The organism is Faecalimonas umbilicata (assembly GCF_004346095.1).
GTDB lineage: Bacteria > Bacillota > Clostridia > Lachnospirales > Lachnospiraceae > Faecalimonas > Faecalimonas umbilicata.
Window position 1 is genome coordinate 47,531 of the sequence record NZ_SLZV01000013.1, and the last position, 13,751, is coordinate 61,281.

12 protein-coding genes and 1 pseudogene are annotated in these 13,751 nt (G+C 40.1%); all 13 read right to left on the minus strand.

The window, feature by feature from the left end; all coding sequences use genetic code 11:
* Nucleotide 1: 1 nt before the first annotated feature.
* Nucleotides 2-781 (minus strand): ABC transporter permease, encoded by a 780-nt coding sequence (locus EDD74_RS07390; RefSeq protein ID WP_116442042.1) that lies wholly within the window; start codon nucleotides 779-781, stop codon nucleotides 2-4.
* 2 nt (nucleotides 782-783) lie between these two features.
* Nucleotides 784-1,569, minus strand: coding sequence for an ABC transporter permease (locus tag EDD74_RS07395; RefSeq protein ID WP_116442041.1), 786 nt, complete (start codon nucleotides 1,567-1,569; stop codon nucleotides 784-786).
* Nucleotides 1,562-2,485 (minus strand): ABC transporter ATP-binding protein, encoded by a 924-nt coding sequence (locus EDD74_RS07400; protein ID WP_116442040.1) that lies wholly within the window; start codon nucleotides 2,483-2,485, stop codon nucleotides 1,562-1,564. The genes EDD74_RS07395 and EDD74_RS07400 overlap by 8 nt, the downstream gene beginning before the upstream one ends.
* Nucleotides 2,486-2,636: 151 nt before the next feature.
* Nucleotides 2,637-3,542 (minus strand): sensor histidine kinase, encoded by a 906-nt coding sequence (locus EDD74_RS07405; protein WP_416388198.1) that lies wholly within the window; start codon nucleotides 3,540-3,542, stop codon nucleotides 2,637-2,639.
* Between the two features lie 13 nt (nucleotides 3,543-3,555).
* Nucleotides 3,556-4,245, minus strand: a complete 690-nt coding sequence (locus tag EDD74_RS07410) for a response regulator transcription factor (protein WP_116442038.1) — start codon at nucleotides 4,243-4,245, stop codon at nucleotides 3,556-3,558.
* A gap of 166 nt (nucleotides 4,246-4,411) precedes the next feature.
* Nucleotides 4,412-4,654, minus strand: a complete 243-nt coding sequence (locus EDD74_RS07415) for a winged helix-turn-helix domain-containing protein (RefSeq protein WP_330572392.1) — start codon at nucleotides 4,652-4,654, stop codon at nucleotides 4,412-4,414.
* Nucleotides 4,655-4,751: 97 nt separating this feature from the next.
* Nucleotides 4,752-7,385 carry an ABC transporter permease gene (locus EDD74_RS07420; RefSeq protein ID WP_116442036.1) on the minus strand — a complete coding sequence of 878 codons (2,634 nt, stop codon included), beginning with the start codon at nucleotides 7,383-7,385 and terminating at the stop codon, nucleotides 4,752-4,754.
* Between the two features lie 25 nt (nucleotides 7,386-7,410).
* On the minus strand, nucleotides 7,411-9,972 hold the full coding sequence (locus EDD74_RS07425) for an ABC transporter permease (RefSeq protein ID WP_116442035.1): 2,562 nt from the start codon (nucleotides 9,970-9,972) through the stop codon (nucleotides 7,411-7,413).
* Nucleotides 9,962-10,516 (minus strand): annotated as a pseudogene (locus EDD74_RS07430) (ABC transporter ATP-binding protein); the annotation flags it as partial. The pseudogene EDD74_RS07430 and the gene EDD74_RS07425, both read right to left, overlap by 11 nt.
* A 99-nt stretch (nucleotides 10,517-10,615) precedes the next feature.
* A complete protein-coding gene (locus tag EDD74_RS07435; RefSeq protein ID WP_116442033.1) occupies nucleotides 10,616-11,890 on the minus strand; it encodes an RES family NAD+ phosphorylase in 1,275 nt (424 codons plus the stop codon).
* A 96-nt stretch (nucleotides 11,891-11,986) separates the two neighbouring features.
* Entirely contained in the window at nucleotides 11,987-12,511 is a 525-nt protein-coding gene (locus tag EDD74_RS15690) for a DUF4314 domain-containing protein (protein WP_416388196.1), read from the minus strand.
* 25 nt (nucleotides 12,512-12,536) lie between these two features.
* Nucleotides 12,537-13,283: a hypothetical protein gene (locus EDD74_RS07445; protein ID WP_116442032.1), complete on the minus strand. Its 747-nt coding sequence runs from the start codon at nucleotides 13,281-13,283 to the stop codon at nucleotides 12,537-12,539.
* Nucleotides 13,277-13,747: a hypothetical protein gene (locus tag EDD74_RS07450; protein WP_116442031.1), complete on the minus strand. Its 471-nt coding sequence runs from the start codon at nucleotides 13,745-13,747 to the stop codon at nucleotides 13,277-13,279. The genes EDD74_RS07445 and EDD74_RS07450 overlap by 7 nt, the downstream gene beginning before the upstream one ends.
* Nucleotides 13,748-13,751: the final 4 nt, after the last annotated feature.

A 13,751-nucleotide genomic window follows, 5' to 3' on the forward strand; every position in this document is an offset into this window, starting at 1 on the left:
ATTACCACCCTTTCTTTGGTGCAGCTTTTTTCGCCTTTTTCTTTACTTGCTTCGGCTCTTTTTCTTTCATACATAAAATCAATACTGCGGAAATTGCAACAACAATAACAAGACTGACCATACAAGTTACCGTATTCCAACGAACTGCTGCATCATAACTGCGATAGTGAATCATTCCAAGACTCGCTGTAATCGGGTAGATATTTGCTAATGTCATATTTCCTGCCGCGAACATTCCGCCATATCCATAAACAAAAGCAACAATAACACCGATTAAAAAGCTGCTCGACTTTCGGGATGTGATAATAATAATCGGCAAAACCGCAAGATACAAAAAGAAATTTACTGCAGTAATTTGCAGAACAGCCTGTAATATCAAGGAAAAATGAAAGCCCGGAAATCCGACAATCAATTCTGCAATTACCGTAAACAGACTACATATCAAACCGAACACGATAGACAGCACACCGCATACAATTAGTTTTCCCGTCAGAAGACGCTTAAAGGAAACCGGTACGGTCAGAATATTTTTCAATGTATCATCCGTTTGCTCACGGGAAATCATGTATCCGGCAATCAAGCTAATACACATTGGAAAGATCATGGACATATTGTTTTTAATCACCTGCTCTGTTAAATATGCGAAATCCCATACAGAACCATCATTTGCCATAGAGGTAAACAACGTCAATAAAACAGATAACAACATAAGCGCAACGCCCGCCCATAGAATGTGATACCTTTTCAGTTTATAAAATTCTGTTTTTATGATACGAACCATGCTTATTCACCCCTTTGCTTATATAATCTGTCAATCACGAAGAAAGACAATACTGCCATGATTCCAAGAATAATCACTACCTGAAAGGTTGATGGAATCAAACCTGTCATCTGTTCCAAGTCCATTTTAATTCCATGCTCTGCCATATCTCCGGCGCTCCAAAATGTAGTTAATGGAGTCGGTAAGATCCACAAAATTGTTTTCGGCAACGCATCAAATAATGCAGTAGCACTCATATTCAGCACACTGTAAAACACACACAATAAAATAGAAAAAACATAAGTTTTACTGAAAAAGACAACTAAAACAATCAGTGGCAGTGTACCAGCAGTAATAAAAATTCCTGTTTCAACTGCTAAAAACAACTTATATCCAATTCCATACACTTCTAACGTGCCAAGTCCACATAAAATCGTTACAATCGTAGACGCTACACAAAAAATGATACCAAAGAAAAATAATACAAGTATTTTTGCAAGAACCATTTGTGTACTGGTAACTGGAATGGTACGCAGATTTTTAAATGTATCATTATCGCGTTCCATAAAAAATAACATTGCCGCAATCACACCAATCAAACAAGGTAGCAAAAACTGAATACCATATCCAAGCACCATATTAAACAATCCGTCAAATGCGTCTGCTTTATCCACATATCGTTCCATCATAGACGGAGTTGTCATTAAATATGTCAATGGGATCGGGAAAAGAAAGGCTGCTAATATCACCAGCGGAATAAACTTTTTCCGCTTCAGCTTTAAAAATTCACATTTCACTAGTTTAAGCAATTCCCTCGCCTCCCGTCACACGCTTGAAGTAATCTTCAAGACTTTCTTCACAAGTATGCGCTTCTGATACCTCCAGTCCATTTTCTACAAACGCTGTCACAACTTTTCCTACCGGCAAATCAAGATTATGCAGTCTTAAATTATGATCATCCTGAATTGAGAATTGATTTTCATGGAACTTATGTTCCAAAATTCTTGCCGCTTGTGCGGTATCAGAAATAGTAAAGCGGATATGCTTACTACTTTTTTGCTCTAATTCTGCAAGACTCTCCTCTTCCAGCAAGATCCCATGATCAATAATTCCAATATCATCCGCCAGCAATGCGATTTCCGAAAGAATATGGCTTGAGATCAAGATTGTTTTTCCTCTCAGATCACAAAGTTCACGAATAAAAGAACGTACTTCTGCAATTCCAATCGGATCAAGTCCGTTGATCGGTTCATCCAAAATCAATAATTCCGGATCGTGCATAACTGCAAGTGCGATTGCCAAACGTTGCTTCATTCCCAGAGAATATTGTGAAAACAATTTTTTATCTTTGTAAGGTAAGCCCACCAAATCCAAAGCATCCTGAATTGCATGATTGTTCGGAACTCCTCGAAGTGTAGCAAAAACACGCAAATTCTCAGTTGCGGTCAAGTTCGGATAAAATCCGGGAGATTCTATCAGACTGCCGATGCGTGGCAATAGCTTTTTTTCATTTCCTTGTAAAGATTTTCCCCATATTTTCACTTCGCCGGACGTTGGTTTTGTAAGTCCGAGCAGCATTTTCATAGTCGTTGTTTTCCCCGCTCCGTTTCTTCCAAGCAGCCCATAAATCCTTCCTTTCTGCACATGGATATTCAAGTCAGCCACGCTTTTTTGTGATCCATATTTCTTCGTAAGATTTTTTGTTTCAATAATGTACTTGTTCATATTCAAACCTCCTGTTCTGTGAAGTATTCTATCACACCAATCTTGCATGAACCTTGCAAAGCTCTTGCATTAACCTTGCATTTCGTTCTCTCTTTTACACAATGATAACAATCCGTATAAAATAAAGGCTCCCGCCACAAAAGCGAGAGTCCTAAAGCAGCGGAAATGTAACAGTAAATGCTGTCCCTTTTCCTTCTTCACTTTCTACTGTTATCCTACCATTCATTTTCTCTACAAGCTGATATACGATGGATAATCCAAGTCCGCTTCCCTTTTCAGACCTTCCCTTATCACACTTATAGAGTCGATCAAAAATATACTTCAGATCATCCTTCCCAATCCCAATACCATTATCTTCTAAAAGAATCTGTACCGTTCCACTCTGCTTTTGCATGATTATTCCGATTCTGTCTGCCTGACTATGAGCAAGCACATTCTGAATCAAATTGTTTAATATCCGCATATAACTGTCTGCATCAAGTTTTACTCGGAATGGCTGTTCCGGAATATCAATATTATACTCTATCTGTTTATCTTCAAATACTGGTATCCAATCGATCAAAATATTTCTTGTCAGTTCTGCAACTTCAACTTCCTCGATTTCCATAGCAAATTCATCAGAGTTTAATTTAAACCAGTCAAAAAGCACATCAATATATTCTTTTAAATCATACGCTTTCCTTCGGGCAGTTTCCATGTACTCATCACGGTCTTTCCCTGTAACAAGTCCTTTATGTGCTGCATCCAGATAACCAATCAGCGTCGTGAGAGGCGTTCTTACATCATGGGAAAGGCTGGTCATAAGCTGGCGATTTGTTTCTTCTGACTGTCTTACTTTAGAAAGTCTGTTTTCATAAGATACAATGATTTCATTCATTTCATAAGCAAGCGGAGCAACTAACTCATTCGCTGCTGATAAAATTCGCCGGTTTCCATTTCCTTCTTTTACATCCTGCAATGCCTCTGTCATTTCCATAATCTGCTTTTTTACACGACGAAGAATAAAGCAGACTGATAATATAGCTATGATAGATACTCCAACTAATAAACCAATCATCACCTGCATATACTCATACCTCCTTATTAAACCGGTATCCGATCCCCTTTATCGTCTGAATATATTTCGGTTTTCCCGGAGTTACCTCTAGTTTCTTCCGAAGCCGGCTGATAATTGCCATAATATTGCTGTCATCATAAACATACTCTTCTCCCCAAACAGATTCATAGATCTGCTGTTTCGTCAATATCTTGCCTTGATTTTTCGCGCAAAACAACAACAAATCAAACTCTTTAGGCGGAAGTTCAAATATTCCATTCTCCGTTGTAATACAACGGTTATCAATATCAATTTTCAGACCTTCAAAAGTAAGCTGCTGTATGTCTTCCTGCTGATTAAAACGTGTATAGCGGCGGATAAGAGACACAATCCTTGCAATCAATTCATCCATATCAAATGGTTTTGTCAGATAATCATCTGCACCTGCTCGTAATCCCTTTACTTTAGATGCACTGTCATTTTTCGCTGTAAACATCAAAATCGGCAAACTATATTCCTTTCGGATTTCTTCTAATGTTTCAAATCCGTCCATCCCCGGCATCATCACATCTAAAATTACAAGCTGATACGTCTGTTCTTTTAACTGTTGAATTCCTTCTCTTCCTGAATTACAAATATCTGCTTCGATTTCCTCTGAAAGCACACTCCGTTTAATTAACGTACACAATTCTTTATCGTCATCTATGATTAAAATCTTATTCATAGCACAATTCCACTCCCAACTGTTCTTATATCAATCCACATTTCTATCATCGATCATTCTTTTTAGTAACATTATAGTCAGATATGCCCTCAATAACAAGTTTATCACAATCTTTATTTTTCAAACTCAAAAGCGGTACTGCCCAATTCCCAGTACCGCTTTCTCCTTACATTCCCTGATTGAATTTATATCCCACACCCCAAACTGTCTCGATATAGGGCGTTCCTTTGGGATTATTCCCCAGCTTCTTCCGAAGCTGTTTTATCTGACAGGTCACTGCATTATCCACATTGACCGGGTGCTCATCTCTCCAAATCGACACATAGATCTGCTCCTTTGTGTACACCCAGCCCGGATGTTCTGCCAGAAATGATAAAATGTCAAATTCTTTTCTTCGCAAAACAATCAACTTTGCATCAATGTGTACCTGTCTGCTGTTTAAATCAATCCGTATTCTTTCAAACTTGAAAATTGCATCACCCCCGTCTTCCGTTTTTCTCGCTTGTCTACTGCGCTGTCCGCAACCGTTCTACCACACTTCCTTTATTGAAGAAATGTAAGACAACTACCGGAATAATCGCCGCCAAAATCAAATAGATTACTGCGATGAAAAATGCCGGAATCAGTGTAAAGCGCAGGGTAAAATACCACATAGATGGGGAATTGAGTACGTTCTTTAATACTGTCATTCCTAAAATTGCTGCAAGCAGACCGCCGATTACATCCGCACCTGCCGCATAATATACGCCCTCATCCACAATCAGTCTGCGGAGCTGACGATTTGTCATGCCGATACTTTGCATGGCTGCAAATTCATGGCGGCGGGTAATGATATTGGTGACCATCATATTGGTAAAGTTAATCAATCCGGCAAATGCCAGAATCACTCCGATCATACCGCCTACCAGCAGAACGATATTCCGATTGGACGCAAGCTGTTCCTGTAACAGCTTTGTGGATGTATAGGCAACAGAAGTATTTTCTCCCGTAAAGTCCGCTAAAAATCCTTCCAGATTCTCTTTTTCCCCTTCTTCTGCATTAAAGCTGTAACTGAAAATCGTCGGCTCTTCATAAAGTTCCTTGAACTTTGTGTCACTCATATAAAGAAATGGCGCATCGCCGCCAATGTAGGCTGCTCCATTTGCACCCGCATAGGTTTCGTATTCCGTTGCCACGACCGTTGCTTTTGCTAAAATCGTACAAGTCTTTTCTTCTTTTCCATCTTTGGAAAACGTAATGGAATCTCCTACTTGAAGCTGTTGCTGCAGCTGCGTCTCTTCTTCCGCCTCTCCGGTCAGTCGGTCTATGATCGTTCCGACAATCACATAATCTCCGGTTTCCATTTTCTCTTTCAAAACATCCGGATTGTTCTCACCTTCATAAATCGTGACATCCTCCCAGAATGCTTCCGAAACACCAAACACATTTCCAAAATAGCCATCTTCTGTTCCCGGAACTACCCGCAGAGACAATCCGTTTTCATACGCTTTGCTGACAGAATCTTCTTCTGCCTCCTCCGCGATGCAAACCAGATCTTCAAACTTATAATCTATCGTCACATCACTATCATCTCGTGTATTCCGGTACAGAATTCTTTCCTCTTCCACACCTTTTTGCTGATCGATCAGATCTACTACCGAAACCGGGAGTCCGTCTTCTCGATACTGAAATGGAGAAACTCCATTGACTGCCACGGAATTGTAAACGGTAAAGTCTGTTTTCGTAGAACGGGAAATCCATTTTTCTTCATCCATACTCTGTGTGATCACAATAATGGAATTAAATAAAACAATGCACAACAGCATGGATAGGACAATAAAAACAGATCTCCGTTTGTTCCTGCCAAGATTGGAAAATGCCATATAGGACAGTTTTGTTCCATGTGTCCGTTTTGTCTCTTTCGTTTTCTTCTTTTCCTGCCCGGTATAACGGATGGCTTCCAGAGGGGATATCCGCGCCGCCTTTCTTGCCGGTTTCCGTGTACTGATCATTACGGTAAAAATTGTAAATACCGCTGCAATCAGAAAGATAAGCGGAGACACGGACACTTGCATGGCATTCAAAGCATTTGCCTGGAAAAACTTCATCACAACCGGAAGAAGCATCCTGCTTACCAGAAATCCAAAGAGTAATCCCAGCGGAAGACCGATCAGCGTCAGCCAAAGTGCCTGCCGGTTCACAATCTTTTTGATCTGCCTTGTGGACGTTCCGATTGTCCGAAGCAGACCGTATTGTCTTACATCCTGCATCACGGAAATGTCGAAAATATTATAAATCAGCAGATACCCGCTCACGACAAACAACAGTACAAATACAACCGCTGACAGCATCATGCCCGGCTGAAGCATGGCATTTCCCACCTGATTTTGTGAACAGGCAATATAATTGTCTGCATTCATCTGTTCCGGTTCTCCGCCCACGGAACGTGCAAATTCCTGTAACTGCTTCTGTATGTGTCGCTTATCCTTCAATACCACATCTGCCATATACGTTCCTGCAATCTCCCGGTCCTCTGCATAAGTATTTACAAATATTTCCGGATTGTCTTTCACAAACTGCTCAGAAACAATCAGCAGGCTTCCGGTATCATTGGCAGCTTCCCACCAGCCGGAAACAACCATCTCATACTGATAGGTTTCTCCACGTAAGGTAAATTCCACCGGAACGGTTTCTCCCACCTTTGCCTCTACCCCCAACGCCTCCAGCGCCTGATCTGTTGTAGCAATCTCATTTGCTTTCTTTGGAGCCTTTCCATGTGTCGGCGTACAGAATGTCAGTTCCTGCTGTACCGGATCTGCATAGTTTATCTCAACCATATGCCCGGAAGCGTTGGATGCAAAGCCAACAAACCGCCTGCATCCTGCCTCCTTGATAAAATCACTATTTTGTAACTCTTCATATTGTTCTTCCGTCAGATACCGGATGTCCCCGTCCGCCTTGCTTCCTTTCTGCATCTGCATGGAAAGCTGAACGGAGGAGGACATGCTAAATACCAGCGAAGTAATGGAAGTAAATAGAAACGCGGTCAACATGATCGCCAGTATCGCCGCAAGATTCCGGATTCTGTTTTTCTTAAAATACCGCTTGGATAACCGTTTGATTACTTCTGTATTGTTATTGCCAAATAATATATCATTCAAGTTCTCCCTCCTGTTCTTCCAACTCCTAGTTATCAAAGTCACGCAGTCGCTCAATCACCGTTTCGTCCGAAATCGCTTTATAGACAATCGCCGGAACACTCAGACAGATTACAAAGATTGCTGCAATCAAGCCGATCACAAGAGCAACCGGGTATTCAAATACCGCATAGTTTGCTAGATGGGGAACAGCATCCGCCACCAGTAGCAGAAACGCATTGCCAAAGGTCATGATCAGCAGAGTAGAAATCAGAGCGTAAATACCGCCTTCTAAGGTCAGTATCTTCCTGATCTGCTTTTTCGTGGTACCGATACTTTCCATAATGGCAAATTCATTTTTCCTTGCTACTACACCTGTCAGCATCACATTGACGAAATTAACCAAGCCGATGACAATGAGCAATACTGCCGCACCATTTCCCAGCAAACTCAAAGAGTAGTTCGTCTGTTCAAATAGTTCTTTCTGATTAACAGCTGATTTCATCTGCCACTCCGATGTAGTTAATGTACTGTTGATTGCCTGTAATTCACTGTCAATTCGCTCTAAATCGTTTAAATCCTTAATGTCAACGCCGATTGCTGAAATGATTGGTTCTTTTGTCAGGCGTTCCATACCTGCTTCGCTAACAAAGATAATATTCGGTACAATCTCAATATGCTTACGTCTACCAATTCCTTGGGTAAGCCTATCCTCATAGTCATCATATCGAAATGCTCCGTCAATGAGAAAATCAGTTGCCTTTCCATCTGTACTGTCGGCAGTCAACGTCAGCGTGTTCCCGGCTAAAGCTGCATTCGGCGTATAATAATCGTTATCCGTTCCCGAAATTGCTGTTTCACCCCGCTTGAACGCTTCTATATCAATCGGCTTATCCGGGTGATTGGCGTTGTATTCTTCCAAAACTTCATCATTATCCAATGTCGTAATGTAACAACCATACTCACCAGCATCTGCATAACCTCTTAGCGCTGTAAGCATTTGATCATAGGATTTCCCATCCGCTTTATAGCCGCTGTCCTCATATTTGATTTTCATAAAAGCTTCCAACGCCGCCTCGTCAAAGGCAATACCTGCCCAGACTGTTTTATGAGTATCAACATTTTTAATTCCGTCAATTTGCTTAATCTGGTCCACAAAATGTTCGTCAAACTGCGGTACTTCTTTGTTAATCTGTTCCGGCTGCTCAAACTGAATATCGCTGTATTCAAAATGATAATCCATAGTTGCTTTAATAAAATTTTCGGCATTCATACTTCTTATGACTCCATTTACACCTAAAATCATGGTGATACCCATAAACAGAGACATAAATACAAGGATTGCACGTTTCTTATCCCGGAAGACATTATGAAATGCCATTACATGCAGCTTTCCACCATTAGTGGAATTTCTGCTTTTCATTTTCTTTGGTGCAAAGTTCTGAAACTTCAGCGCCTCTACTGGCGAAATTTTCGCAGCCGCTTTTGCCGGTGCATTGCAGGCAATCCAAACTGTTATTGCTGAAAAGAGGATGGACAGAATATAGATCAGCGGGTGAAAGAACACCTCTGCATCCATCATCGACTTGCCTTCCTCAAATCCCTGATTCAAAACAAAGGGAACAATTCCAAAGGAAACGACAGTTGCTAACAAAATACCAATGGGAATCCCGATGCAGGCAAACTTCACTGCCTGACTTTTCACCAGCGATTTGATCTGCGCCTGCGTTGTTCCCATCGTTTTCATCAAGCCATAAAAACGGGTATCCTTTGAAATGGAAATATACAGGACATTATAAATAAGCAGATAGCCGCTTCCGATGATAAAGAACACCAAAAGGATTTCCATTGCGATGACTGAGCCGCTTGATGATTTCATCGAAACTGCACCGCTGAAAGATTGATTTTCATTTAACTCCACATCTCTTTGAATGCGCATAAAATCATCTGGCATTTTATTCATAGACAAGGAGAGAACCCCATCCCCCTCCATTGTATAGCCTGCGTTTTTACAATACGTCTCGGAAACAAATCCCATTCCCATACTGGTGTAGGAGTGAAACCAACCACTCAATGTAAATGTTCTCTCCTGCTGACCGTTTTTATCTAAGTAGGACAGAGGGATTTCCATATTCAGCTTCGGTTCCGTAATACCAAGCTGTGAAAGGGCATCCTCTGACAGCATGATTTCATTTTCATCGGAAGGATATTTCCCTTCTAAATCTTTGATTGCTTCTTGATAATGTTCTTCCCATTCCGTATTGTCGTAATATTGAAGCACGATAGAAAGTTCCCGTCCCTCTTCATTCTTCTCTGCAACAGAACCCACCATGTACTGTGTGCCCACCGTTTTGACATACTCCAAGTCCCGAATCTGCTGCTCCTGGGCTTTGGTCGGCATCGCAAGGGAAACATCGGCGGTGGTCCCTGCGGTACGTACTTGCATTAACTTCATGTTCTCCGCATAGTTAATACCTAAACTGAACACTGTGGTAATCATAAACGTGGTGAGGATGATTGCAAATACCGCAAACAGATTTCTTATACGGTTTGCTTTCATCATCCCTTTTTCCACGCGCTTTACTGCTTTTTTATTTCGGTTAGCGTGCATACCTCACACCTCCCGAAAGGACCTTGCCATCCTCAATACGAATGATACGGTCTGCCATCCTCGCAATCTCCTCATTATGGGTGATCATAAGGATGGTCTGGTCGAACTCATGGCTGAGTGACTGCATCAGCAGAATCACGTCCATACTCGTTTTAGAGTCCAAGTTGCCCGTAGGTTCATCTGCCAGAATAATCGCAGGCTTTGTTGCCAGAGCCCTGGCGATCGCAACTCTCTGTTGCTGACCGCCGGAAAGATTATTTGGCATATTCCTCAGTTTCTTCTGTAAACCAAGTTCATGTATAATCTCTTTCACAAAATCTGTGTCTGTCCTGCCACCGTCAATTTCAATGGGATACACAATATTCTCATACACATTGAGGACAGGAAGCAGGTTATAATTCTGAAAGACAAACCCGATATTCCTTCGTCTGAAAATCGTCAGTTCCTCATCTTTCATTCTCAGAAGTTCTTTTCCCCGGATTGTAACACTTCCCGAAGTAGGGCGGTCTAAACCGCCAAGCATATTGAGCAGTGTAGATTTGCCCTATCCTGTCAAGTAATATCCAAAAAAAATATTGAATTTACACAAAAAGAAAGACTGCCTATTTCAGTAATCTTTCATAATAGTTTGAGTTAATCAGAATTACTCGTCTTTTAAAACAATTTTCTTCTCCACTCGATATTTAACCCCATCTTGAAAAACATAATTGTATTCCAGCTTCTGAATATCAAACCAGTCCGTAAAATATGTCAATTTAGGATAAGTATCCCATAAATATTCATCTATATAATCATATCCATCAGAACTGTACTCCATGTTTGGCCCACAAAAAAATACATAACTTTTTCCTCTCCCTACACTGCTATTAAAACATATTCCGTCATATCCTAGGCTTCTTATATATTCTGCTATAACCTGAGTTGCTACATATTCATAGGAATGATCTTCTTTTTTATCATCCACTGGAGAGGTTATCTCTTTAATAAATGCATCAAGAAAATTATTTATCCAACGTAAATCATGATCATATTCTTCGCTGAATATACTTTTGGTAGTAACAAAAGCAACTTGAGAAAAATCAATAATTGTCAATTCTTCTTTTAATACATATTCAGCAACCATTACTGTTGCATCTTTATATCGACATTCTTTATATGCCGTTTCTCTATCTGATGCAACATATAGATATGAAATACCTGCTGGACTCATTCTATTTGTTGTTGCATATTTAGGGGGTGCAGGAGCCATTTCTTTGTAAACCCCTGCATAATCCAGATCATGTAATTTCTCATCGTTCAATTTCCTTGCTCGATAATAAATCGTTCCTGTTTTTATAACAGTATCATATTCTAAAATATATGGTACTAATTCTTTTAAATAATCTCTTCTCTGGCAATCCTTATCTATATCAAAGAATCTATTATAGTATTTTGTAATATACTTGAAAAATTCCCATGTATAATACATTTTTGTTGCCTCAAGGCCATATAAATCATCTTTAAGTACCAAATTACAATTATCTATATCTTCAAATACATCTGATTCCCCTTGCTTTTTTTCTTCAAAACTTAACCCTGAATCTGAAAATATATCTTCCAATATAGTCGTATCTATAACAGCCTCGTTTAAAACATTTTCTTCTTCTACTAAAATATCTCTGATTGAATAAGGAGCTACACTCCTTCCTGTCCGATTGCAATATTGTTTCTCTTCTGAGTCCCAATACGCCCCTGTACCATTTTCTATATCTTCATACGCTTTTTTTAAACACTCTCGGATATAGGCTCCTATTTCTCCTGTAGAAATAATGTTTACTCCATTGGAATTACAATAATCACATTTTCCTACATTCCTCTCCGATAAGATATATTCTTTTAAATACTTATTAGAAAAACATTTTTCACAGCAATACCTCATATCGTTCCCCCGATATTCTTATAAATTTTATTTATATCTTATCAAATATTACTAATCATCACAATCTTATTTATTTCTACTATCCTTGTTCTCAATCTACCGCTGTTTCTGTTGCATTTGAAAGACAAATTTTCCTTTAATATCCTGTCCCTGCATTTCCATCTTTTTTATAAAGATGTGCTGCTGGCTGTCAGTTTCATATTGAATTGCCACACCAAGACCCTTCTTCATAAATGCGGCAACTCCCATATCTACAAAAACCTCCTGCCCTTCTTTCTTCTGAAAACTGATTTTAGGAAAAACCCCTGATAATTTTTCCATAACATACCGTTCCATTTTTTCCAAGCTCTCAAATGGCATAGCCTGTATCCTTTGTAATATCTCCTGCAAACGTTCCTCTCTCATAACACATTTGCAATGATCTACACCAAACACCATAGCAAGGCTGTGTCCACAATCCCAGGATACATGGATCTGTCCGGCATCATCTACAAACTGTACAGTTCCTAAATCACCGGGACTCAGTTTTACATACGGATCAGCCTCCATATCTTCCAATTCTACCCGGCACCCTGGTGGGTACATATTTCTTAACACAATTCTCTCCGCATTACTTATCACTGTTTTCTTCCTTTCTCCAATCCGGCTACCGCCCCAAAGACTTCTCTGGAACAGTCCCCTCCAATAAATGCTCTCTTTCTTTATTCCATTCCAACACTTTTTCCATAGCAGCTTCCAACTGGTCTTCTGCCGGTTCTCTTGTATAGGTTCTATATTCCTGAAAATACTCTTCCAAAGTGTTCTGCTGGATCTCCAGTTCCTCTTTGTCATAACTGTCTGGTTCGTCCAGACCCTTCAATTCCTGCAAGATTTTCCAACATTCCAAAACGCTGTCTACTTCCTGCATTTCAAGCAGATAAGATAAAAAAGTTTTCTCTGGCATAATACTGAAATAACACCGTTCAAACCACTGCTCGATATACATGCGCTCATCAGATCCATTGGTATGTGTACCGCAAATCAAATCGGCAACAAAGTTTTCAAACAGTTCACTGATTGATAATCCAACAACTCCAGACTTCATGCAAAGCTTTTCTACCTCGTCCTGGTACAATTTGATAGAAATGTTTCTTTTCAGGCTTCTTTCATAGGCTTCTACATCTTCTCCTTCCTTACAGAAATGCAGATATGTTCCCATATAAATGCCTTCTATATCGTAAAATCTCTGGCCCATTGCCATATAATCCTTATTTTCCAGATCCCATTCCAGCCGGTAATGATGTTCTCTTGCGTGTTCTTCTAAATCTTTCCGTATAATGTTTCTGGTCGCTTCCGGCAGTTCTGCAATAAAAATGCTTGTATCCGGAACCGCCAATACTCTTTCTTTTACCACATTTGTCCTCCCTGTTTGTAAACATTCCTTACCGCCGACTGTTTTCCCAATACGTCCATATAAAGGATAATTCCCTGTGGGTCCAGATGTACGGTCATAAATTTCTGAATTTCCTGTAACAGATCATGGTCGGAAACTCCAGTCTGACAGCCAATAAAATCCCTGATTTTTTCTACAATGTCCGGTTTACGGAACTCCTGCAACACCAAAATCGGAATCGTGTGCTGCCCTCCCATAGCATCATAAGGCAACGCTTTCCGCAATTCTTCTAAGAGATGCCGGTAATAATCAACTACCACCTGGTCTGTTTTCCAGGACTTTTCCTCACAATCCCGGAGTAAAAAATCATACCCTTTTTTTGCCTGTTCCATTTCTTTCAGGATTTCTACTGCCTCCACAGAGCAATACCCTTTTTCTTCTATCAGTTCCATCAGTTCTTCCATAGAATATGTTTCAAGATACATGGCT

Coding starts and splice junctions, on each gene's coding strand:
- EDD74_RS07390 (WP_116442042.1), bottom strand. CDS start 781: ATGGTTCGTATCATAAAAACAGAATTTTATAAACTGAAAAGGTATCAC.
- EDD74_RS07410 (WP_116442038.1), bottom strand. CDS start 4,245: ATGAATAAGATTTTAATCATAGATGACGATAAAGAATTGTGTACGTTA.
- EDD74_RS07405 (WP_416388198.1), bottom strand. CDS start 3,542: ATGATTGGTTTATTAGTTGGAGTATCTATCATAGCTATATTATCAGTC.
- EDD74_RS07425 (WP_116442035.1), bottom strand. CDS start 9,972: ATGCACGCTAACCGAAATAAAAAAGCAGTAAAGCGCGTGGAAAAAGGG.
- EDD74_RS07400 (WP_116442040.1), bottom strand. CDS start 2,485: ATGAACAAGTACATTATTGAAACAAAAAATCTTACGAAGAAATATGGA.
- EDD74_RS07435 (WP_116442033.1), bottom strand. CDS start 11,890: ATGAGGTATTGCTGTGAAAAATGTTTTTCTAATAAGTATTTAAAAGAA.
- EDD74_RS07450 (WP_116442031.1), bottom strand. CDS start 13,747: ATGTATCTTGAAACATATTCTATGGAAGAACTGATGGAACTGATAGAA.